The 22,793-nt window shown below is 57.0% G+C and carries 23 protein-coding genes; 1 reads left to right on the top strand and 22 read right to left on the bottom strand.

Annotated features, from left to right (window positions below):
- The first annotated feature begins 34 nt into the window (after positions 1–34).
- Complete coding sequence (gene yieH, locus ACSBQV_RS19250; protein WP_004933845.1) at positions 35–703, top strand: 6-phosphogluconate phosphatase; 669 nt, start codon at positions 35–37, stop codon at positions 701–703.
- Here yieH and ACSBQV_RS19245 read toward each other — a convergent pair.
- The 22 genes from ACSBQV_RS19245 to mioC form a co-directional block, all read right to left on the bottom strand.
- Positions 700–1,440: an amino acid ABC transporter permease gene (locus ACSBQV_RS19245; protein WP_099785169.1), complete on the bottom strand. Its 741-nt coding sequence runs from the start codon at positions 1,438–1,440 to the stop codon at positions 700–702. The two genes, yieH and ACSBQV_RS19245, sit on opposite strands and share 4 nt — an antisense overlap.
- A 1-nt stretch (position 1,441) precedes the next feature.
- Positions 1,442–2,155 (bottom strand): amino acid ABC transporter permease, encoded by a 714-nt coding sequence (locus ACSBQV_RS19240; protein WP_033645154.1) that lies wholly within the window; start codon positions 2,153–2,155, stop codon positions 1,442–1,444.
- 81 nt (positions 2,156–2,236) lie between these two features.
- Positions 2,237–3,076: an ABC transporter substrate-binding protein gene (locus tag ACSBQV_RS19235; RefSeq protein ID WP_025304747.1), complete on the bottom strand. Its 840-nt coding sequence runs from the start codon at positions 3,074–3,076 to the stop codon at positions 2,237–2,239.
- A 168-nt stretch (positions 3,077–3,244) separates the two neighbouring features.
- Complete coding sequence (gene phoU, locus ACSBQV_RS19230) at positions 3,245–3,979, bottom strand: phosphate signaling complex protein PhoU (protein ID WP_004933833.1); 735 nt, start codon at positions 3,977–3,979, stop codon at positions 3,245–3,247.
- Between the two features lie 11 nt (positions 3,980–3,990).
- On the bottom strand, positions 3,991–4,761 hold the full coding sequence (pstB, locus tag ACSBQV_RS19225; protein ID WP_016929614.1) for a phosphate ABC transporter ATP-binding protein PstB: 771 nt from the start codon (positions 4,759–4,761) through the stop codon (positions 3,991–3,993).
- 54 nt (positions 4,762–4,815) lie between these two features.
- Entirely contained in the window at positions 4,816–5,706 is an 891-nt protein-coding gene (gene pstA, locus ACSBQV_RS19220; protein WP_019455481.1) for a phosphate ABC transporter permease PstA, read from the bottom strand.
- A 1-nt stretch (position 5,707) separates the two neighbouring features.
- Entirely contained in the window at positions 5,708–6,664 is a 957-nt protein-coding gene (pstC, locus tag ACSBQV_RS19215) for a phosphate ABC transporter permease PstC (protein ID WP_004933822.1), read from the bottom strand.
- Positions 6,665–6,755: 91 nt separating this feature from the next.
- Positions 6,756–7,796 carry a phosphate ABC transporter substrate-binding protein PstS gene (gene pstS / locus ACSBQV_RS19210; RefSeq protein WP_046898750.1) on the bottom strand — a complete coding sequence of 347 codons (1,041 nt, stop codon included), beginning with the start codon at positions 7,794–7,796 and terminating at the stop codon, positions 6,756–6,758.
- Between the two features lie 335 nt (positions 7,797–8,131).
- The gene (gene glmS / locus ACSBQV_RS19205) at positions 8,132–9,961 is read right to left on the bottom strand and encodes a glutamine--fructose-6-phosphate transaminase (isomerizing) (RefSeq protein ID WP_033652326.1); all 1,830 of its coding nucleotides are present in this window, start codon (positions 9,959–9,961) and stop codon (positions 8,132–8,134) included.
- A 149-nt stretch (positions 9,962–10,110) separates the two neighbouring features.
- Positions 10,111–11,484, bottom strand: a complete 1,374-nt coding sequence (gene glmU, locus ACSBQV_RS19200; protein WP_033652327.1) for a bifunctional UDP-N-acetylglucosamine diphosphorylase/glucosamine-1-phosphate N-acetyltransferase GlmU — start codon at positions 11,482–11,484, stop codon at positions 10,111–10,113.
- A 290-nt stretch (positions 11,485–11,774) separates the two neighbouring features.
- Positions 11,775–12,194, bottom strand: a complete 420-nt coding sequence (locus ACSBQV_RS19195; RefSeq protein ID WP_004933814.1) for a F0F1 ATP synthase subunit epsilon — start codon at positions 12,192–12,194, stop codon at positions 11,775–11,777.
- 20 nt (positions 12,195–12,214) lie between these two features.
- Positions 12,215–13,597, bottom strand: coding sequence for a F0F1 ATP synthase subunit beta (atpD, locus tag ACSBQV_RS19190; RefSeq protein WP_004933813.1), 1,383 nt, complete (start codon positions 13,595–13,597; stop codon positions 12,215–12,217).
- A gap of 32 nt (positions 13,598–13,629) precedes the next feature.
- The gene (atpG, locus tag ACSBQV_RS19185; protein ID WP_004933811.1) at positions 13,630–14,493 is read right to left on the bottom strand and encodes a F0F1 ATP synthase subunit gamma; all 864 of its coding nucleotides are present in this window, start codon (positions 14,491–14,493) and stop codon (positions 13,630–13,632) included.
- 59 nt (positions 14,494–14,552) lie between these two features.
- Positions 14,553–16,094 carry a F0F1 ATP synthase subunit alpha gene (gene atpA, locus ACSBQV_RS19180; RefSeq protein WP_033652328.1) on the bottom strand — a complete coding sequence of 514 codons (1,542 nt, stop codon included), beginning with the start codon at positions 16,092–16,094 and terminating at the stop codon, positions 14,553–14,555.
- A gap of 12 nt (positions 16,095–16,106) precedes the next feature.
- Positions 16,107–16,640 carry a F0F1 ATP synthase subunit delta gene (gene atpH, locus ACSBQV_RS19175; RefSeq protein ID WP_025160298.1) on the bottom strand — a complete coding sequence of 178 codons (534 nt, stop codon included), beginning with the start codon at positions 16,638–16,640 and terminating at the stop codon, positions 16,107–16,109.
- 14 nt (positions 16,641–16,654) lie between these two features.
- Positions 16,655–17,125, bottom strand: coding sequence for a F0F1 ATP synthase subunit B (atpF, locus tag ACSBQV_RS19170; RefSeq protein WP_004933804.1), 471 nt, complete (start codon positions 17,123–17,125; stop codon positions 16,655–16,657).
- A gap of 57 nt (positions 17,126–17,182) precedes the next feature.
- Positions 17,183–17,422 (bottom strand): F0F1 ATP synthase subunit C, encoded by a 240-nt coding sequence (gene atpE, locus ACSBQV_RS19165; protein ID WP_004093904.1) that lies wholly within the window; start codon positions 17,420–17,422, stop codon positions 17,183–17,185.
- A gap of 49 nt (positions 17,423–17,471) precedes the next feature.
- A complete protein-coding gene (atpB, locus tag ACSBQV_RS19160; RefSeq protein ID WP_015376132.1) occupies positions 17,472–18,251 on the bottom strand; it encodes a F0F1 ATP synthase subunit A in 780 nt (259 codons plus the stop codon).
- A gap of 22 nt (positions 18,252–18,273) precedes the next feature.
- Positions 18,274–18,657 carry a F0F1 ATP synthase subunit I gene (gene atpI / locus ACSBQV_RS19155; RefSeq protein ID WP_004933796.1) on the bottom strand — a complete coding sequence of 128 codons (384 nt, stop codon included), beginning with the start codon at positions 18,655–18,657 and terminating at the stop codon, positions 18,274–18,276.
- 639 nt (positions 18,658–19,296) lie between these two features.
- A complete protein-coding gene (gene rsmG / locus ACSBQV_RS19150; RefSeq protein ID WP_099785173.1) occupies positions 19,297–19,917 on the bottom strand; it encodes a 16S rRNA (guanine(527)-N(7))-methyltransferase RsmG in 621 nt (206 codons plus the stop codon).
- A gap of 138 nt (positions 19,918–20,055) precedes the next feature.
- Positions 20,056–21,945, bottom strand: coding sequence for a tRNA uridine-5-carboxymethylaminomethyl(34) synthesis enzyme MnmG (mnmG, locus tag ACSBQV_RS19145; RefSeq protein ID WP_033645158.1), 1,890 nt, complete (start codon positions 21,943–21,945; stop codon positions 20,056–20,058).
- Between the two features lie 380 nt (positions 21,946–22,325).
- Positions 22,326–22,766, bottom strand: a complete 441-nt coding sequence (gene mioC, locus ACSBQV_RS19140; RefSeq protein WP_099785175.1) for an FMN-binding protein MioC — start codon at positions 22,764–22,766, stop codon at positions 22,326–22,328.
- Between the last annotated feature and the right edge of the window lie 27 nt (positions 22,767–22,793).

Below are 22,793 nucleotides of genomic sequence, written 5' to 3'. Positions count from 1 at the left end.
CTCAGCGGCGTTAACCCGAAGGAACCTGTCCCGCATGAATCAGATTGACTGCATTTTGTTCGACTGCGACGGCACGCTGGTGGACAGCGAAGTGCTGTGCAGCAAAGCCTATGTCCATATGTTCGCCCGCTACGGCATTCATCTGTCGCTGGAAGAGGTATTCAAGAAATACAAAGGGGTGAAGCTGTACGAGATCATCGATCGGGTCAACGCCGAGCAGGGCACTGACCTGGCAAAAGAGACGCTGGAGCCGCTGTATCGGCAAGAAGTGGCGCGGCTGTTCGACAGCGAACTGCAACAGATTGCCGGCGCCCGCGAGCTGCTGGCGCAGGTGACGGTGCCAGTCTGCACCGTCTCCAACGGGCCGGTCAGCAAGATGCAGCACTCGCTCGGCCTGACCGGCATGCTGCCTTATTTTGATGACCGGTTGTTCAGCGGCTATGACATTCAGCGCTGGAAGCCGGATCCGGCGATCGTGTTTCACGCCGCCGAACAGATGCAGGTGCCGGTGACGCGCTGCATCCTGGTGGACGATTCGCCCGCCGGCGCGCAGGCCGGCATCAATGCCGGCATCCCGGTCTTTTACTTCTGCGCCGATCCGCATAACCCGCCGATCGACCACCCGCTGGTGACAACGTTTGACGACCTGGCTCAATTGCCCGCGCTGTGGCGCGAACGCGGCTGGCGGCTGACGGCCGATTAACTGGCCGGCAACGGCGGCTTGTTGCGCCACCAGCGCCAGGAGCGCTTCAGGCCGCGGGTTTGCGCGCCGAAACGGCGGTTGACCGCGTTGGCCAGCAGATCGAGCGCCAGGCAGAACACGAAATAGACCAGCGCCACGAACAGGAAGACTTCCATCGGGTAGACCATGCTGCGGTTGTTGACCTGGGTCGCCAGGAAGGTCAGTTCGCCAACGCCGACGATATAAGCCAACGAGGTGTCTTTGATCAGAGAAATCCACTGATTGATGAACGACGGCACCATCATGCGCAGCGCCTGCGGCAGCACGATCATGCGCAGCGTCTGCCAGCGGGTCAGCCCCAGAGAAAGCCCGGCCTGCCACTGGCCGGGGCCGATCGCGGCGATGCCGGCTTTCACCGCATGGGCCAGATAGGCCGAGGCGATCAGCGCCAGCGCGCACACGACGGTGGTGATTTCCGGGATCTCGACGCCAAACACCATCGGCAACAGGAAATAGGTCCAGAAGATCAGCATGATGACCGGAATGGCGCGGAAAAAGCCCAACACCGCCGCCAGCAGCCCGGCGGCGATGCCGCGCGACATCGCCAGCGCCACGCCGAGCAGGGTGCCGAACACCGCCGAGGCGACCCCGGCCATCAGGCTTATCGCCAACGTCAGCGCCGCGCCGCCCAGCGGCCCATCCGGCCAGGTGCCCCACAGCAGGTAGCCCAGGTTGTCGTGAATCACGCTGAAATCCATCTCAATGCCCTCCCAGCGGTTTACGCTGTTGTCGCCACATGCCCCAGCCTTCCAGCAGCGCGATGATGGCGATATACAGTACCGTCGCCACGCCGAACGCCTGGAAAGTGCGCAGGGTTTCGGTTTCGACCTGACGCGAGGCGTAAGAGAGTTCGGCCACGCCGATCGCCATGGTCAACGACGAGTTCTTGATCACGTTCATGTATTGGCCCAGCAGCGGCGGCAGCGCGATTTTCAGCGCCTGCGGCAGCACCACATAGCGCATCGCCTGCCAGCCGGTCAGCCCCAGCGCCTGAGCGGCATATTTCTGCCCGCCGGCGACGCCGCGAATACCGGAGCGGATCTCTTCGGCGATAAAGGCGGTGGAGTACAGCGTCAGGCCGAAGAAACCGGCGAGAAACTCGAACGACGGCCACTCAAGCGGGCCAACCTGATGGGCGCTGTTCAGCCACTGCATGGCGGCGGACGGCAGGATCTGCCCGGCGGCGAAGTACCAGAAGAACAGCTGCACCAGCAGCGGCGTATTGCGAAACAGCGAACTGTACCCCATCGCCAGCCAGCGCAACGGCCGCAGGCTGCTGTCGCGCATCGCCGCCAGCACAAAGCCCAGCAGCGTAGCCGCCAGCCCCGCACAGGCGGAAAGCCACAGCGTCAGCAGAAAACCGTGCCACAGCCAGCTCAGGTATTGCGGCGCCAGCAGCCAGTCCAGGTTCATGTTCAATCCTTGTCTTGCAGAATGCATCAGGGGCGCAGCAAGCTGCGCCCCTCCGTGCCTATCTCACCGCAAGCGGTTAAGTCAGGCTTTTGGTTGCTGATCCAAAGGCGCGATTTTGAAATCGCCGCGCGGTTGAGCGGATTTGGTTTCCGGCCCGAACCAGCGATCGTAAATCTTAACCGCTTCGCCGTCTTTTTCCAGCTTGATCAGCGTCTCGTTCACCGCGGCGGTCAGGCGATCTTCACCCTTGGGAATGCCGACGCCCTGATACTCTTTGGTCAGGCTGAACGGCGAAATTTCAAACTCCGCCTTTTGCGCCGCCGGCAGGTTGCCGAGCAGGCCGACCAGCTTGGCGTCGTCCTGAGTGATCGCCTGCACGTTGCCGTTGCGCAGCGCCACGAACGCCAGCGGGGTATCATCGTAGGAGATCACTTTCGCCGTCGGGAAACGCTCGCGCAGGGTGATTTCCTGCACCGTGCCCTTATCCGCGCCGATGCGCAGCTTCTTGATGTCTTCCGGCGTTTTCAACACGCCTTTGCGGGCGATGAATTTCTGGCCAGTGGCGAAGTACGGCACGCTGAAGTTCACTTCCTTGGCGCGCTCGTCGGTAATGGTGAAGTTGGCGGCAATCAGGTCAACCTTCTTCGACACCAGCAGCGGAATGCGGTTGGCCGGGTTGGTGGCGCGCAGCTCCACTTTCACCCCCAGCGCTTTGCCGATCGCGTCGGCGACATCCACATCGTAGCCCACCAGCTTCTTGCTCTGCGGATCGATGTAGCCGAACGGCGGGTTGCTGTCGAACACCGCGATGCGCACCACGCCGGCTTGCTTGATATCGTCAAGTTTGTCCGCGTGCGCGGCGCCGGCGGCGAAACCGGTCAGACTGGCTAACAACGTTAAGGCCAAAGCGCGATGTTTCATAGAAAGCTCCTAAGTGGTTGATGTCCTGCTGGCGGATAAGCTAGCAAGCGCCACATAGGTCAGGAAATAATATAAAAAGCTATATTTATAACCTTTTTATCTTTACGAGCTTAAGATGGAATAAAGGCGCGGGAAACCGCGCCTTGGAAGGATATTACCCGGAAAGGGTTAGTCGTCTTTTTCGTCTTTACCGCCCGGAGACAGCAGCTTTTCCAGGGCGTCGCCGCCCAAATGACGGAAATCCTGTCCTTTGACGAAATAGAAGATAAATTCGCAGATGTTCTGGCAGCGATCGCCGATACGCTCGATAGAACGGGCGCAGAACAGCGCGGTCAGCACGCTCGGAATGGTGCGCGAATCTTCCATCATGTAGGTCATCAGCTGACGTACGATGCCTTCGTATTCCTGGTCGACCTTTTTATCTTCACGGTAAATACGGATCGCTTCGTCCAGATCCATGCGCGCGAACGCGTCCAGCACGTCGTGCAGCATCTGCACGGTGTGGCGCCCCAGCGACTCCAGGCTGACCAGCAGCGGCTGGTGCTGGTGCGAGAACTTCTCCAGCGCGGTGCGGCAGATCTTGTCCGCCACGTCGCCGATGCGTTCCAGCTCAGAAATGGTTTTGATGATCGCCATCACCAGACGCAGATCGCTGGCGGTCGGCTGGCGCTTGGCGATAATGCGCACGCAGGCTTCGTCGATCGCCACTTCCATCATGTTGACCTTGGCGTCGCCTTCGATCACGCGCTTGGCCAGCTCGCCATCCTGATTGTGCATCGCGGTGATGGCGTCGGTCAGCTGCTGCTCCACCAGCCCGCCCATGGTCAGCACCTGGGTGCGGATATGCTCGAGCTCTGCGTTGAACTGGCCGGAAATGTGTTTGTTTAAATTCAGGTTATCCATGATGCTTCCTATCAACCATAACGGCCAGTGATGTAGTCTTCAGTCTGCTTTTTCTGCGGCGCAGTGAACAGGTTATCAGTATCACTGAACTCGATCAGCTCGCCCAGATACATAAATGCGGTAGAGTCGGAACAGCGCGCCGCCTGCTGCATGTTGTGCGTCACGATCACCACGGTGTAATCAGCCTTCAGCTCGCTGATCAGCTCTTCAATCTTGCCGGTGGAGATCGGATCCAGCGCTGAGCAAGGCTCATCCAGCAACAACACTTCCGGACGAATGGCGATGCCGCGGGCGATGCACAGACGCTGCTGCTGGCCGCCGGAGAGGCTGTAGCCGCTCTGGTGCAGCTTGTCCTTAGTTTCGTTCCACAGCGCCGCTTTGGTCAGCGCCCACTGCACGCGCTCGTCCATATCGGCGCGCGACAGCTTTTCAAACAGGCGAACGCCGAAGGCGATGTTGTCGTAAATCGACATCGGGAACGGCGTCGGCTTTTGGAACACCATGCCGACCTTGGCGCGCAGCAGCGCGATATCCGAGTTGTCGGTCAGGATGTTCTGGCCGTCCAGCAGAATGCCGCCTTCCGCACGCTGTTCCGGGTACAGCTGGTACATCTTGTTGAAGGTGCGCAGCAGGGTGGACTTGCCACAGCCGGATGGGCCGATAAACGCGGTGACCTTGTTCTTGGCGATATCCAGCGTGATGTTCTTCAGCGCATGGAATTTGCCGTAGTAGAAGTTCAGATCGCGTACCTGAATTTTGCTGCTGGAAGCGTCAGTAACCATACTCATCAAGACTTCTCTCTTTTCATCAGCGCCGCCAAAGCGGCGCTCAAAATTTTATGAATGCTTTTTCTTGGCGAAAATCACGCGCGCCAGGATATTCAGTAACAGTACGCACAGGGTGATTAACAGCACCCCGGCCCAGGCCAGCTGTTGCCATTCGGCGAACGGGCTCATGGCGAATTTGAAGATGGTCACCGGCAGGTTGGCGATCGGCTGCATCAGGTCGGTGCTCCAGAACTGGTTCGACAGCGAGGTGAACAGCAGCGGCGCCGTTTCCCCCGCAATACGCGCAATCGCCAGCAGCACGCCGGTGATGATGCCGGACACCGACGCCTTCAGCGTGATGGCGGAAATCATGCGCCATTTCGGCGTGCCCAGCGCATAAGCGGCCTCGCGCAGCGTATCCGGCACCAGCTTCAGCATGTTCTCGGTGGTGCGAATGACGATCGGCACCTGCAGCAGCGCCAGCGCCACGATGCCGGCCCAACCGGAGAAGTGTTCCATCTTCGCCACCACAATGGTGTAAACGAACAGGCCCACCACGATCGACGGTGCGGACAACAGAATATCGTTGATAAAGCGGATCACTTCCGCCAACCAGGATTTACGTCCGTATTCCGCCAGGTAAATACCGGCCATGATGCCCAGCGGCGTGCCGAAAATGGTCGCCCACAGGATCAACAGGCCGCTGCCGGCGATGGCGTTGGCCAAGCCGCCGCCCGCGGTGTTCGGCGGCGGGGTCATCTCGGTGAACAGCGCCAGCGACATGCCGTCGAAGCCTTTGGTCACGGTGGCGATAAGGATCCAGATCAGCCAGAACAGCCCGAACGCCATGGTCGCCATCGACAGGAACAGCGCGAGGCGGTTTTTCTGCCGGCGCCAGGCCTGCATTTTGCGGCGGCTTTCCGCCAGAACGACTGCGTTTTGCATATCCATCGTCGCCATGTTAACGCCCCTCATTCTTGGCCAGACGCATGATCATCAGTTTCGACAGCGCCAGCACGATAAAGGTGATAACAAACAGAATCAGGCCCAGCTCCATCAGTGCGGCGGTGTGCACGCCGGATTCGGCTTCGGCGAATTCGTTGGCCAGCGCCGAGGTGATGCTGTTGCCCGGCATGTACAGCGAAGCGCTGTCGAGCTGGTAGGTGTTGCCGATGATAAAGGTTACCGCCATGGTCTCCCCCAGCGCTCGGCCCAGACCCAGCATCACGCCGCCAATGACGCCGTTTTTGGTGAACGGCAGCACGATGCGCCAGATGACTTCCCAGGTGGTGCAGCCGATGCCGTAGGCCGACTCTTTCATCATCACCGGGGTCTGTTCGAACACGTCGCGCATCACTGCGGCGATGTAAGGAATGATCATGATAGCCAGGATCACCCCGGCGGCCAGAATGCCGATGCCGAAGGCCGGGCCGGAGAACAGCTCGCCGACGATAGGAATGCCCGACAGCACTTCGCCCACCGGCGTCTGGAAATATTCGGCGAACAGCGGGGCGAACACGAACAGGCCCCACATGCCGTAGACGATGCTCGGGATGGCCGCCAGCAGCTCAATGGCGATGCCCAGCGGCCGCTTCAACCAGTTCGGCGCCAGTTCGGTCAGGAACAGCGCGATGCCGAAACTCACCGGCACGGCGATAATCAGCGCGATGAGCGAGGTGACCACGGTGCCGTAGATAGGCACCAGCGCGCCGAACTGCTCCGCCGGCGCGTCCCACTCTTTGGTCCACAGGAAGGCGAAGCCGAATTTCTGCATGCTTGGCCAGGAGGCGAAGATCAGCGAAACGATGATGCCGCCCAGCAACAATAGGGTAATCAGCGCAGCCAGTCTCACCAGCGCGCTGAAAATGATGTCACCGTTTTTGCCCGGTGCTTTGATGGTCGGCTTGTACTCAGCCATAGATTACTCTCTGTTTGAACCCTGGCAGCCCCAACCGGGATCGGAGCCTGAAGAACTGTGTGGGGCGCGGCGAACCCGCGCCCCTGCGTTGTTAGTACAGCGCTTTACCTGAACTGTCTTTTACGTTGGTTTTCCAGGCCGCACGCACCTGCTCAACCACTTCTTTCGGCAGGGTGGCGTAATCCAGTTCGTTAGCCTGCTTGCCGCCGGTTTTGTAGGCCCAGTCGAAGAACTTCAGCACTTCGGCGCCCTGAGCAGGGTTTTTCTGCTCTTTATGCACCAGGATGAAGGTGGTGGAGGTGATTGGCCACACGTTGTCGCCTTTCTGGTCAGTCAGATCCTGAGCGAAGGTTTTGCTCCAATCCGCACCCTTGGCGGCGTTGCTGAAGCTCTCTTCGGTCGGGCTGACCGGTTTGCCGTCGGCGGACACCAGCTTGGTGTAAGCCAGGTTGTTCTGCTTGGCGTAAGCGTATTCTACGTAGCCGATAGAGCCAGGCAGACGCTGAACGAAGGCGGCGATGCCGTCGTTGCCTTTGCCGCCCAGACCGGTCGGCCAGTTAACGGTAGAACCGGCGCCGATCTTCTCTTTCCACTGCGCGTTCACCTTGGACAGGTAGCTGGTAAACACGAACGAGGTGCCGGAACCGTCGGCGCGGCGCACCACGGCGATGTTCTGGTCAGGCAGTTTCACGCCTGGGTTCAGCTTGGTGATAGCCGGATCGTTCCACTTTTTGACGTTGCCCAGGTAGATATCGCCCAGGGTTTTACCGTCCAGCGTCAGTTCGCCGGATTTGATGCCCGGGATATTCACAGCCAGCACCACGCCGCCGATCACGGTCGGGAACTGGAACAGGCCATCGGCCGCCAGTTTGTCGTCAGACAGCGGGGCGTCGGAAGCGCCAAAGTCAACGGTGTTGGCCACGATTTGCTTCACGCCGCCAGAGGAGCCGATGCCCTGATAGTTAACTTTGTTGCCGGTTTCTTTCTGATAAGAATCTGCCCACTTGGCGTAAACCGGAGCGGGGAATGTCGCACCTGCACCGGTCAGGCTGGCAGCAGCGAACGCGGACACGGTGGTCAGGGAGAAGGTCGCTGCCACAATACTGGCGACGGTGGTACGCATCAGTTTCATAATCCCTCCTAATGGGATACTTAAAATCGACTTCGAGTCGTTTTAATCAGAGTAAGTATTGCTGCAGGAGGGAAAATAGGACAGTTTGGTGACAGAAAAATGTACGCAATATGACAGTTATATTACAGCGTGCTTGAGAGGGGTTTGTTTAATTAAAAATCAATAAGTTAAATAAAAAATAGCGCAATTGCCAAACAACAAAAAACCGTTTGGGCACGGCCTATCCGCTTGAATATGACAATGTTTATCGCCGAATCGGTCGCGCTGTCATCTTTAAGGTCACTCATGAAAAAAGCCGGCGCGAAGGCCGGCTTTTGCAGTTTACCTGCGGCAAATTACTCTACGGTGACAGACTTCGCCAGGTTGCGCGGCTGGTCAACGTCGGTGCCCTTGATCAGCGCCACATGGTAAGACAGCAGCTGCAACGGCACGGTGTAGAAGATCGGCGCCACGATTTCCTCAACGTGCGGCAGAGGAATGATGGTCATGCCTTCGCTGCTGACGAAGCCGGCGTCCTGATCGGCGAACACGTACAGCTGACCGCCGCGCGCGCGCACTTCTTCAATGTTGGACTTCAGCTTTTCCAGCAGTTCGTTGTTCGGCGCCACCACGATCACCGGCATATCGGCGTCGATCAGCGCCAGCGGGCCGTGTTTCAACTCACCCGCCGCATAGGCTTCAGCGTGAATATAGGAGATCTCTTTCAGCTTCAGCGCCCCTTCCATGGCGATCGGGTACTGATCGCCGCGGCCGAGGAACAGCGCATGATGTTTGTCCGAGAAACCTTCCGCCAGCGCTTCGATTTCTTTATCCATCGACAGCATCTGCTCAATACGCGCCGGCAGCGCCTGCAGGCCGTGCACAATCTCCTGCTCCACGCTTTCCGCCATGCCTTTCAGACGGCCCAGGCGCGCCACCAGCATCAACAGGACGGTGAGCTGCGTGGTAAAGGCTTTGGTCGAAGCAACGCCGATTTCCGTGCCCGCTTTGGTCATCAACGCCAGATCGGATTCGCGCACCAGCGAAGACCCCGCAACGTTACAAACGGCCAGCGAACCGAGATAACCCAGCTCTTTGGACAGACGCAGCGCCGCTAACGTGTCGGCGGTTTCGCCGGACTGCGACAGGGTGATGATCAGGCTGCCCGGACGCACCGCCGATTTGCGGTAACGGAATTCGGACGCGATCTCGACATCGCACGGCACGCCGGCCAGCGCTTCGAACCAGTAACGCGCCACCATCCCGGAGTGGTAAGAAGTCCCACAGGCGATGATCTGCACGTGCTGCACCTTGGCCAGCAGCTCGTCGGCGTGCGGGCCCAGCTCGCTCAGGTTGATTTGGCCATGACTGAAACGCCCTTCCAGGGTGTTTTTCAGCGCCAGCGGCTGTTCGTAAATCTCTTTTTGCATGTAGTGGCGGTAAGCGCCCTTGTCGCCGGCGTCATACTGCACCTGGGATTCGATCTCAGGGCGCTCGATGGCGTTACCCTGTTTGTCGAAGATGTTGACGGTGCGGCGAGTCACCTCCACCACATCGCCTTCTTCCAGGAAGATGAAGCGGCGGGTGACCGGCAGCAACGCCAGCTGATCGGAAGCGATGAAGTTTTCCCCGACGCCGCGGCCGATAACCAGCGGGCTGCCGGAGCGCGCCGCGACCAATACGCTCGGATCGCGGCTGTCCATCACCACGGTGCCGTAAGCGCCGCGCAACTGTGGGATCACGCGCTGAACCACTTCGAGCAGCGTACCGCCCTGCAGCTGTTCCCAGTGCACCAGGTGCGCGATCACTTCGGTGTCGGTTTCAGAGTTGAAGCGGTAACCGCGTTCGATCAGCAGTTCGCGCAGCGGCTCGTGGTTTTCGATGATGCCGTTATGCACCACGGTAATGTAGTCGGAAACATGCGGGTGCGCGTTCGCCTCGGTCGGTTCACCGTGCGTTGCCCAACGGGTGTGAGCGATGCCGGTGCCGCCGTGCAGATCGGTCTGCTCCGCCGCTTCGGCCAGTTTTTGCACCTTGCCTACGCGGCGCAGGCGACTGACGTTACCCTGCGAGTCGACCACCGCCAGACCGGCGGAGTCATAACCGCGGTACTCGAGACGGCGTAAACCTTCCAACAGAATTTCTGCGATATCACGTTGCGCTACTGCGCCTACAATTCCACACATCAGTTGTATTCCTAATGAACGTCCTTCGTGGACGCTTTCGATGCCTTGACCTGATTTTTGCCGGTTTTACCGTGCGTCCCCGAGCCTGTAGATGGTGGGGTTATTATGTTTTGTATTGGGCTCGTGAATAGAGCCCAACGCAAAACACACTATGGCTTCTTCTTCACCGGGCGCTGCCAGCCCTGAATGTGCACCTGCTTGACGCGGCTCAGGACCAGTTCGTTTTCGGCGATATCTCGCGTCACCGTGGTGCCGGCGGCAATGGTGGAGCCTTTGCCGACCGACACCGGCGCCACCAGCTGAGTATCGGAACCGACGAACACGCCATCGCCGATCAGCGTCTTGTGCTTGTTGGCGCCATCGTAATTGCAGGTGATGGTGCCGGCGCCGATATTCACGTCATCGCCAATGTCGGCATCGCCCAGGTAGCTGAGGTGACCGGCCTTGGAGCCTTTGCCCAAACGCGCCTTTTTCATTTCCACGAAGTTACCGACGTGGGCCCCTGTTGCCAGCTCCGCGCCAGGGCGCAGGCGGGCGAACGGCCCCACGGTGCAGTCGGCTTCCAGCACGCTGTCTTCCAGTACGCTGTAAGGACTGATCTCGCAGTCATCACCGATCACGCAGTTTTTCAGCACGCAGCCGGCGCCGATTTTCACCCGGTCGCCCAGCTTGACGTGACCTTCGATAATCACATTCGCATCAATAGTGATGTCGCGGCCGTGAACAAGTTCACCGCGCAGGTCGAAACGCGCCGGATCCAACAGCATTACGCCGGCCAGCAGCAGTTTTTCAGACTGTTCCGACTGGAACACGCGCTCCAGGGTCGCCAGCTGCAGACGGTTGTTCACGCCTTCTACTTCGCTCAAACGCGACGGGTGCACGGCTTCGATTTTCTTGCCGTCGGCATGCGCCAACGCAATGATATCGGTGATGTAAAACTCGCCCTGTGCGTTGTCGTTGTTCAACATCCCCAGCCAGCGCTTCAGATCGCGCCCATTCGCCACCAGGATGCCGGTATTGATCTCATTGATCTGACGCTGCGCTTCGCTGGCGTCCTTGTGTTCGACGATGCCCACCACGTCACCCTGCTCGCGCACGATGCGGCCATAGCCGCTCGGGTCGTCCAGCTTGACCGTCAGCAGGCCAATGCCGCCCTGCGGCTTGGCCGCCAACAGGCGCTGCAGCGTATCCACGGAGATCAACGGCACGTCGCCATACAGCATCAATACGTCTTCATCGTCGGCAAAATGCGGCGCCGCCTGCTGCATCGCATGGCCGGTACCCAATTGCTCGGCCTGCAGCACCCAGTTCAGCGCGCCCTCGGTCAGCGTGCTTTTCAGCAGATCGCCGCCGTGGCCGTATACCAGGTGTACATGTTGCGCGCCCAGTTTCATCGCGGCATCAATGACGTGTTGCACCATCGGCTTGCCGGCCAACGGATGTAAGACCTTGGGAAGATCGGAATACATGCGTGTTCCCTTGCCCGCGGCGAGGATAACCACGCTCATTGCGCTGTTCGACATAAGCAACCTGATAACTCCATTTTGATAGACGAAAGTAAAACCGTTTAGCGGCGATATTACTACATATTTCTCTGCACGAACCCGGCGCAGGCCGCGTGGGCCTTGGCCTGCCGCTATCGCGGCCAATTCGACGCTGGGACGAAAAAACTGTCGGCGATCGGCGACGTTTCTTTCCCGATATCAGGGGTTATACACCACTCTGTACGCCGGGCTGAAATGCTTATTTTAAAGTAAAAAAAAAGCGACCCTATAGGCCGCTTTCTTAAAGTTGGGTGCTCTGCACCCAAACATTACATCGCTTTTCTGGTGAGCTCGATAACGCGCAGTTTTGCGATCGCTTTCGCCAGTTCAGCGGATGCCTGAGCATAGTCGACATCGCCATGAGAGCTGCGAATGTGTTCTTCAGCTTTACGCTTAGCTTCCAACGCTCTCGCTTCGTCGAGGTCAGTACCACGGATAGCAGTGTCCGCCAGCACGGTAACCACGCTCGGCTGCACCTCGAGGATGCCGCCGGACAGGTAGATGAACTCTTCTTCACCGTGCTGCTTAACAATACGCACCATGCCAGGCTTGATGGCAGTCAGCAGCGGCGCATGGCCAGGGAAGATCCCCAGTTCACCTTCGCTGCCTGTCACCTGGATCTTCTGCACCAGGCCGGAAAACATCTGTTTTTCCGCGCTGACTACATCCAGATGGTAAGTCATAGCCATATCACCCTCCTCTCAAGGCGTTACAGTTTCTTGGCTTTTTCCACTGCTTCTTCAATGGTGCCAACCATGTAGAACGCCTGCTCCGGCAGGTGGTCATAGTCGCCGTCCATAATGCCTTTGAAACCACGGATGGTGTCTTTCAGCGATACGAACTTGCCCGGAGAACCGGTGAAGACTTCTGCCACGAAGAACGGCTGAGACAGGAAGCGTTGGATCTTACGCGCACGGGATACGACCAGTTTGTCTTCTTCAGACAGCTCGTCCATACCCAGGATCGCGATGATATCTTTCAGTTCCTGGTAGCGTTGCAGAATGGACTGCACGCCACGCGCTACGTCGTAGTGCTCCTGGCCAACAACCAGCGGATCCAGCTGACGGCTGGTAGAATCCAGCGGGTCAACGGCCGGGTAGATACCCAGAGAAGCGATGTTACGGCTCAGTACCACGGTTGCGTCCAAGTGCGCAAAGGTGGTGGCTGGAGACGGGTCAGTCAAGTCATCCGCAGGAACGTAAACGGCCTGTACGGAAGTGATGGAACCGGTCTTGGTCGAGGTGATACGTTCTTGCAGAACGCCCATCTCTTCCGCCAGCGTTGGCTGATAACCTACCGCGGATGGCATACGGCCCAGAAGTGCGGACACTTCGGTACCGGCCAGGGTATAACGGTAGATGTTGTCAACGAACAGCAGAACGTCACGGCCTTCGTCACGGAATTTCTCCGCCATGGTCAGACCGGTCAGCGCAACGCGCAGACGGTTACCTGGTGGCTCGTTCATCTGGCCGTAAACCAGGGATACTTTGTCCAGAACGTTGGAGTCGGTCATTTCGTGGTAGAAGTCGTTACCCTCACGAGTACGCTCGCCCACGCCCGCAAACACGGAATAACCGGAGTGCTCGATCGCGATGTTACGGATCAGCTCCATCATGTTTACGGTTTTACCTACGCCCGCACCGCCGAACAGACCGACTTTACCGCCCTTGGCGAATGGACAAATCAGGTCCATTACCTTGATACCGGTTTCCAGCAGTTCCTGGGAGCTGGACAGCTCTTCGTAGCTTGGCGCCGCGCGGTGAATCGCCCAACGCTCTTCTTCGCCGATGTCGCCTTTCATGTCGATGGGTTGACCCAATACGTTCATGATACGGCCCAGGGTAGCTTTACCCACCGGCACTTCAATCGGGTGGTCCAGGTTGTTCACTTTCAGACCGCGACGCAGACCGTCGGAGGTCCCCATTGCGATACAGCGAACCACGCCACCGCCCAGCTGTTGCTGAACTTCCAACACCAGTTTTTCGGTGCCGTTTTCTACCTCAAGGGCGTCGTACACTTTTGGTACGGCATCCTGAGGGAACTCGACGTCCACCACGGCGCCGATTACCTGGATAATCTTTCCAGTAGCCATCTTGAATCCTCTACGTAATTCGTAAACCTAGCTTAAACCGCGGAGGCTCCCGAAACGATCTCGGTGAGTTCCTGAGTGATGCTGGCCTGACGCGCCTTGTTGTATACCAACTGCAGCTCTTTGATCAGGCTACCGCCGTTATCGGTTGCGGCTTTCATCGCGACCATTCGTGCGGCCTGCTCGCTGGCCAGGTTTTCCACGACGCCCTGATAAACCTGCGACTCCACATAGCGGCGCAGCAAGGTATCAAGCAGCACTTTTGGATCCGGTTCATACAGGTAATCCCAAGGCGTTTTCTTCAGCTCTTCGTCATCGGCTGGCGGTAACGGCAGCAGCTGAAGCACCTGCGGCTCTTGGGACATCGTATTAACAAATTTGTTGCTGACAATGTACAGCTTGTCCAAACGACCTTCGTCGTAGGCCTGCAGCATCACTTTCACCGGCCCGATCAGATCCGACAGGGAAGGTTTATCCCCCATGCCGGTCACCTGGGCAACCACGTTGCCGCCCACGGAACCAAAGAAAGAGGCCGCTTTAGAGCCAATCAGCGCCAAATCGGTTTCGACGCCTTTTTCGGACCAGGCTTTCATCTCCGCCAGCAGCTTTTTGAACAGGTTGATGTTCAAGCCGCCGCAGAGACCACGGTCAGTAGACACCACCAGATACCCAACGCGCTTAACGTCACGCTCATCCAGGTACGGGTGCTTGTACTCCAGATTCCCTAACGCAAGGTGACCAATCACTTTGCGCATGGTCTCTGCATAAGGACGGCTGGCCGCCATGCGATCCTGCGATTTACGCATTTTGGAGGCGGCGACCATTTCCATCGCTTTAGTGATCTTTTGCGTGTTTTGCACGCTAGCGATCTTACTACGTATCTCTTTTGCGCCGGCCATCTCTGCTTCTCCTCAGTGCCAGACGGCCTGCTGTCTTTCAACAGCAGGACCGTTCGGCGTTACCAGGACTGGGTTTTCTTGAAGGTCTCGAGGACGTCTTTCAACTTGCCCTCGATCTCATCATTGAAGTTGCCAGTTTGGTTGATGTGGTTCAGCAGTTCGGCGTGCTCGCGGTCCGCATAGGCCACCAGCGCGGCTTCGAAGCTCACCACTTTGGCGACTTCGACGTCGTTCAGGTAACCGCGTTCTGCGGCAAACAGCACCAGAGACTGTTGTGCAACCGACATCGGCGCATACTGTTTCTGTTTCAGCAGCTCGGTCACTTTCTGACCGTGGCTCAGCTGTTTGCGGGTCGCGTCGTCCAGATCGGAGGCGAACTGGGAGAACGCAGCCAGTTCACGATACTGCGCCAGCGCGGTACGGATACCACCGGACAGTTTCTTCATGATCTTGGTCTGCGCGGCGCCACCAACACGGGATACGGAGATACCCGGGTTAACTGCCGGCCGAATACCGGAGTTGAACAGGTTGGATTCCAGGAAGATCTGACCATCGGTAATCGAGATTACGTTGGTCGGAACGAACGCGGAAACGTCACCCGCCTGGGTTTCAATGATCGGCAGAGCGGTCAGTGAACCGGTTTTACCTTTAACTTCACCTTTGGTGAAGGCTTCAACGTACTCGGCGTTAACGCGCGCTGCACGCTCCAGCAAGCGGGAGTGCAGGTAGAATACGTCGCCTGGGTAAGCTTCACGACCTGGCGGACGACGAAGCAGCAGGGAAATCTGGCGGTAAGCAACGGCCTGCTTGGACAGGTCATCGTACACGATCAGCGCATCTTCACCGCGGTCACGGAAGTATTCGCCCATTGCGCAACCGGCGTATGGCGCCAGGTATTGCAGTGCAGCGGATTCGGAAGCGGTCGCCACCACCACGATGGTGTTGGCCAGTGCGCCGTGCTCTTCCAGTTTGCGCACCACGTTAGCGATGGTGGACGCTTTCTGGCCGATAGCCACGTAAACACATTTGATGCCGGAGTCGCGTTGGTTGATGATCGCATCGATCGCCAGCGCGGTTTTACCGGTCTGACGGTCACCGATCACCAGCTCACGCTGGCCGCGGCCGATTGGAATCATGGCGTCAACGGATTTGTAGCCAGTCTGAACCGGCTGATCAACGGACTGACGCTCGATAACGCCTGGGGCGATAGCTTCTACCGGAGAGAAACCGTCGTTTTCAATCGGGCCTTTGCCGTCGATTGGCGCGCCCAGGGTGTTAACGACGCGGCCCAGCAGACCACGACCGACTGGAACTTCCAGGATACGGCCGGTGCATTTAACCTTCATGCCTTCGGCCAGATCCGCGTACGGACCCATGACCACGGCACCAACGGAGTCGCGCTCCAGGTTCAATGCGATTGCGTAACGGTTGCCAGGCAGCGCGATCATTTCGCCCTGCATAACTTCGGCCAGGCCGTGTACGCGGATGATCCCGTCGCTGACGGAAACGATAGTACCTTCATTGTGAGCTTCGCTCACTACATTGAACTGAGCAATGCGCTGCTTGATCAGTTCGCTGATTTCGGTGGAATTCAGTTGCATGCTCCAGTCCCCTTAAGACTGCAAGACGTCTGTCAGGCGTTCAAGACGACCGCGAACGCTGCCATCAATCACCATATCGCCGGCGCGAACAACGATGCCGGCCAGTACAGACTTGTCAATTTTGCAATTCAGCTTAACTTTGCGTGACAGACGTTTTTCCATCGCAGCGGCGATTTTCGCCTGCTGTTCGTCGCTCAGCGCGCTCGCAGAGAGCACTTCGACTTCGACGGTGGATTCCAGCGAGGCGCGCAGTTCGATGAACTGCTGCAGCACGGCAGGAAGAACCAGTAAACGTCCATTTTCGGCCATTACACGGATAAAGTTCTGGCCATGTTCGTCGAGCCGATCGCCACAAACCGCGATGAACGTCTTGGACAGCGTTTCTGGCGCAACCGCGCCAGACAGCAGTTCAGAAATCTGTTCATTGCGAGTGACTTCAGCCGCAAACGCCAGCATGTCCTGCCAGCGCTCTACGCTTTGGTGCTCAACGGCAAAGTCAAAAGCTGCTTTGGCGTAGGGGCGAGCTACAGTTACAAATTCAGACATCAGCCCCTCCCTCCTTACAGTTCAGCGACCAGTTTATCAACGATGTCGCTGTTAGCAGCTTCATCCACGGAACGTTCGATGATCTTCTCGGCGCCGGCAATTGCCAGCATCGCGACTTGCTTACGCAACTCTTCACGAGCGCGCTTACGTTCGGCTTCGATCTCAGCCTGAGCCTGCGCCACGATTTTGTTACGTTCCTGCTCGGCTTCGGCTTTCGCTTCATCCATGATCTGAGCTTTGCGTTTGTTCGCTTGCTCGATGATCACCTGAGCTTCTGCTTTGGCAGTTTTCAGCTGGTCGGTCGCATTGGCTTGCGCTAAGTCCAGATCTTTTTTGGCACGCTCTGCAGAAGCGAGGCCGTCAGCAATTTCTTTCTGACGTTTCTCGATGGCAGCCATGATCGGCGGCCATACGTACTTCATGCAGAACCAGACAAACAGAACGAACGCGATGGCCTGGCCGAGGATTGTTGCGTTAAGATTCACAGCACAATGCCTCTTTAAAAGTTAATAGTTTGGTTACGTCGTAGAGGGTTACTCTACTTACGCGACGGCGAACATCACGTACAGACCCAGACCTACAGCGATCATCGGGATGGCGTCGACCAGACCCATAACGATAAAGAACTGTGTACGCAGCAGAGGAATCAGGTCAGGCTGACGAGCAGCGCCTTCCAAGAATTTACCACCCAGGATGCCGATACCGATCGCAGCACCGATTGCCGCTAAACCCATCATCACAGCGGCAGCCATGTACAGCAGATCCATACTCAGGTTTTCCATGACAGTCTCCAGTTTGTTTCAGTTTAAAAGTGCAAGTGTTTTAAGAAAATCAGTGCTCTTCAGATGCCATCGACAGATAGACGATCGTCAGAACCATGAAAATAAAGGCTTGAAGCGTAATGATCAGGATGTGGAAGATAGCCCAAGGCAAGCTCAGGACCCACTGTGACCACCACGGCAACAGGCCGGCAATCAGGATGAAGATCAACTCACCCGCATACATGTTGCCGAACAGTCGCAGACCCAGTGAAACAGGTTTGGACAGCAGGCTGACACCTTCAAGAATCAGGTTGATAGGAATGAATACAGGGTGGTTGAACGGCTGCATGGTCAACTCTTTAACGAACCCGCCAACGCCTTTCATTTTGATGCTATAGAACAGAATCAGGATAAACACGCCCAGCGCCATCGACAGCGTGACGTTCACATCGGCGGTAGGCACTACGCGCAGCGCAGGCAGGCCGAGGATGTGTTCGCCAACGTAAGGCAGGAAGTCGATGGGCAGCAAGTCCATCAGGTTCATCAGGAACACCCAGACGAACACGGTCAGCGCCAGCGGCGCAATCACCTTGCTCTTGCCGTGGTACATGTCGCGCACGCTGCTGTCGACGAAACCGACTACCAGCTCCACGGCGGTTTGCAGTTTACCCGGCACGCCGCTGGTGGCGTTTTTGGCCACTTTGCGGAAGATCACCAGGAAAAGCGCCCCGAGGACGACGGAGAAAAACATCGAGTCGATGTTGATCGACCAGAACCCAGTCCCGACCTGAAGCTGCGTCAGGTGGTGACCGATATACTCCTGTGGAGTCAAGACTTCTCCTGCAGACATGATGCCTCTTACCCTTATTTAGTTAAGTTCGGTAACTGTTAATCACGGCCGGTGCCACTATCTGCACCACTAACACCGCTAAATAGGTCAGGCCAAGCGGTATAAACTCCGCCTTGAACACCCCCAGCGCCACGATCAGCAAAACGATGGTGATCACGACCTTTAGCCCCTCGCCGATGGCGAACGACCAGGCAACCCTACCGGGCGCCGGCGTTTGCGCCTGATGGCGCAAGGCAAACAGCATAAACATTGCACTCGGCAACCAGGCGGCGAGACCGCCTGCCAACGCCGAAGCGCTCCATTCCGGGCTTTTCAGCCAGAAAGCAACGCTGATCAGAACAAAAGTCATTAACTGCAAAAACAGCAGTTTGCGTGCGACTTTCCCGCTGTATAGGGACACAGACATGACGTTTGTTCTCTCCGTACCCCAGAGGGGGTATGCTGAGTGACGTATACAACTGTTTTTGCTGTCCTGAGTCAAGCAGCAAAAAACGAGCAAATTATACGGGGCATACCAACGAATTCAATCGATAAGTAGCGAAAAGGTGAACAATTATTTAAATTTCCCTATTCCAGCCTATTTTCACAAGAAAACGGTCGGAATAATAGGGCGCATTTAATTGTCTGATTATTCCAGCGTTGCGTTTAGAAACGCGAAGCCGATCACAATAATGCCCTTCACTGATTTATAGCCGATGGACAATCAAACCGTCTTTAGCAATTTGAGCGATCAAAAGATTATATAAATCAAAACATTATCAGTTAACTGTTCAAAAACAATCCGTATACCCGATGAAAACCTTTTATTGACAAGCAACGGGGCAATATTCCAACAGCCAATTAACATTAGCAGCAAAGGCCACTCTTTCGCACATGATTGCTAACGTGACTATTTCTAATTGCAATTACTCTATTGTCGCTAATTAGCCGCGTTTTTTGTGTTAATAGAAAGTAAATTAACTAAAAAAAGCGACCAATTAATTAGCCTGCTTACCTTTACACACCGTACTACCGTTAATTCACGCTTGTTTGATCAAAAACAAACTCAGTTTGCCTTAAGCACCACCAGATGGCGTTCGCCTTCCAGTTCAGGCACCTGCAACCGCACGATAGACTCCAGGCTAATGCCCTCCGGCAGGTGCGCCAATTCTTCATCCGGGCGCACGCCTTTCAATGCGTAAAAACGCCCCTGCCCTTTCGCCGGCAGGTGATGGCACCAAGACAGCATATCCTGCAGCGAAGCGAACGCCCGGCTGATCACGCCGTCGAACGGCGGCTCGGCCGGAAACGCTTCAACGCGGCTCTGAACCGGCTCGATATTGTTCAGGCCTAGTTCATGCTGCACCTGGCGCAGAAAACGCACGCGCTTGCCCAGGCTGTCGAGCAGCGTGAAATGCGCATCCGGGCGCACGATCGCCAGCGGAATGCCCGGTAAACCGGGGCCGGTGCCGACATCGATAAAACGCGATCCCTGCAGATGCGGGTTGACCACGATGCTGTCGAGGATGTGGCGCACCAGCATTTGCTGCGGATCGCGCACCGACGTGAGGTTATAAGCCTTGTTCCACTTATCCAGCATGCCGACATAGCCCAGCAGCTGCTCTTTCTGCTGATCGGGCAGCTCAATGCCTGCTGCCGCGAGCAGCGAGTCTAATTTTTTTTGCACAACGGATCCTCTGGCAGGCGCTGAACGACCAGCGGATGGTTAGCTGGCGCAATGAGGCGCCTATGATAATTCAGCACGCAGGTGATGTCAGCGGCCGTTTGGCTACGGGTTGAGCAAACGGCAGCCTGGACGCGGGATTTATGCGCTGCGGCGCAGCAGCCCCTGCTTTTTCAGCCAAATCAGCAAAATCGAGATCGCCGCCGGCGTAATGCCGGAGATGCGTGAAGCCTGGCCGATGGAGTTCGGTTTGTGATCGTTCAATTTGGCGATCACTTCGTTCGACAACCCCGAAACCTGACGGTAGTCGAGATCCAACGGCAACACGGTGTTCTCGTTGCGCTGCTGTTTTTCGATCTCTTCCTGCTGACGAGCGATGTAGCCTTCGTATTTGACCTGGATCTCAACCTGCTCGGCGGCTTGTACATCGTCCAACGGCGGCGCGAAGGCCTCGGTGGCGGTCAATTGCGCGTAGTCCATTTCCGGACGGCGCAGCAGCTCTTCGCCGTTTGCTTCGCGTGACAGCGGCGCTTTCAGCAACGCATTGACCTGTTCGACGTTCTCGGCGTGCGGGTGCATCCAGATGTCGCGCAGGCGCTGACGCTCACGTTCGATCCGCTCCAGCTTCTCGCTGTAGCGCGCCCAACGCACGTCGTCCACCAGGCCGAGTTCACGGCCTTTTTCCGTCAGGCGGAGATCGGCGTTGTCTTCGCGCAGCATCAGACGATACTCGGCGCGTGAGGTAAACATGCGGTACGGTTCTTTGGTGCCGAGGGTGCTGAGGTCGTCCACCAGCACGCCGAGATAAGCCTGATCGCGACGTGGCGCCCAGCCTTCTTGTTCGGCGGCGAAGCGACCGGCGTTCAGACCGGCCAGCAGCCCCTGTGCGGCGGCTTCTTCATACCCGGTGGTGCCGTTGATTTGACCGGCAAAGAACAGCCCCTGAATGAATTTGCTTTCCAGCGTCGGTTTCAGGTCGCGCGGATCGAAGAAATCGTACTCGATAGCATAACCAGGGCGAATAATACGCGCGTTTTGCATCCCTTCCATCGAACGGACGATCTGCATCTGCACATCGAACGGCAGGCTGGTGGAGATCCCGTTAGGGTAAATCTCATTGCTGGTCAGGCCTTCCGGCTCGAGGAAGATCTGGTGCGCGTTGCGATCGGCAAAACGCATGACCTTGTCTTCGATCGACGGACAGTAACGTGGGCCGATCCCTTCGATGATCCCGGCATACATCGGGCTGCGATCGAGGTTATTGCGGATCACGTCATGGGTTTTTTCATTGGTATGGGTGATATAGCACGCCATTTGTTCCGGATGCTGGCTGGCATCGCCCAGGAACGAGAATACCGGCACCGGCGTATCGCCGTGTTGCGGCGCCAGTACGCTGAAATCGATAGTGCGGGCGTCGATGCGTGGCGGTGTCCCGGTTTTCAAACGGTTGACGCGCAGCGGCAGTTCACGCAAACGCTGAGACAGCGAGATCGAAGGCGGATCCCCGGCGCGGCCGCCGCTGTAATTTTCCAGGCCGATATGGATCTTGCCGTCCAGGAAGGTGCCTACGGTCAATACCACCGCTTTGGCGCGGAATTTCAGGCCCATTTGGGTGACGGCGCCCACGACGCGATCGTTTTCGACGATCAGATCCTCAACCGGCTGTTGGAAGATCATCAGATTGGGCTGGTTCTCCAACGCGGTACGGATAGCCTGGCGATACAACACGCGATCCGCCTGAGCGCGAGTGGCGCGAACGGCAGGGCCTTTGCTGGCGTTTAGTATCCTAAACTGGATGCCGGCGTGGTCGATCGCTGTCGCCATCAGGCCGCCGAGTGCATCAATTTCCTTAACCAGATGCCCTTTACCAATACCGCCAATCGCCGGGTTACAGGACATCTGTCCCAGCGTGTCGATATTGTGTGTCAATAATAAAGTCTGACGTCCCATGCGCGCCGCGGCCATGGCGGCCTCGGTACCTGCATGGCCACCACCGATGATGATGACGTCAAATTGATCTGGATAAAACATGGAACTGCACCTCGCCGTATTGCGAACGATCGTATTTGCCCTGGGGTCGGGGATTCTACTCAAGTTTAGACGATCGACCAAGTGGTCAGGATCGTCGGTAATTAAAAGAAGATCTTTTTTATTTAAAGATCTCTTTATTAGATCTCTTATTAGGATCGCGATCCTCTGTGGATAAGTGACTATTCACGATGAAGATCAGCAGATTAAGGAGGATCGTTTGCTGTGAATGATCGGTGATCCCGACGCAGATAAGCTGGGATCTAAAAGGCTTGTTATGCACAGGACAAAAAGCGCACTACGGTTGTTATTGGGATAACTACGGCTTTTACCCTGCTTTTAAGCTTAGTTATCCACAATCGTTCGCGCGATCTTTAGACGAATCAGAGTAAATTAATCCAGTTTTTTACCCATTCCTCGGCCGGATCCTCGGGAATTTCATGCTCGGTCACGTCGATCTCGAGACGATCGTCGATCCTTTTAGCGCCTCTGGCGATCAATAGATCGTCGATCTGTTTGATCGCACCGCAGAAGGTGTCATATTCCGAACTGCCTAAACCGACGGCGCCGAACTGCACCTCGGAAAGATCCGGCTGCTGCTCAGCGATCTGTTCCAACAGCGGCTGAAGGTTATCCGGCAGTTCGCCGGCGCCGTGCGTGGAAGAGACCACCAGCCAGCGGCCGTTCAACGGCAGTTCATCCAGTTCAGGGCCGTGCAGCATCTCGGTAGAGAAGCCGGCGTCTTCCAGCTTTTCAGCCAAATGTTCAGCCACGTATTCGGCGCTGCCAAGCGTACTGCCACTGATCAGAGTAATGTCTGCCATGAACCAACGATCCCAACCTTCTCACTC

The organism is Serratia sp. B501, assembly GCF_051172315.1.
Taxonomy (GTDB): Bacteria; Pseudomonadota; Gammaproteobacteria; order Enterobacterales; family Enterobacteriaceae; genus Serratia; species Serratia ureilytica.
The sequence above is the reverse complement of the archived record's forward strand: the minus strand, read 5'-3'. Positions and strand labels throughout refer to the sequence as shown.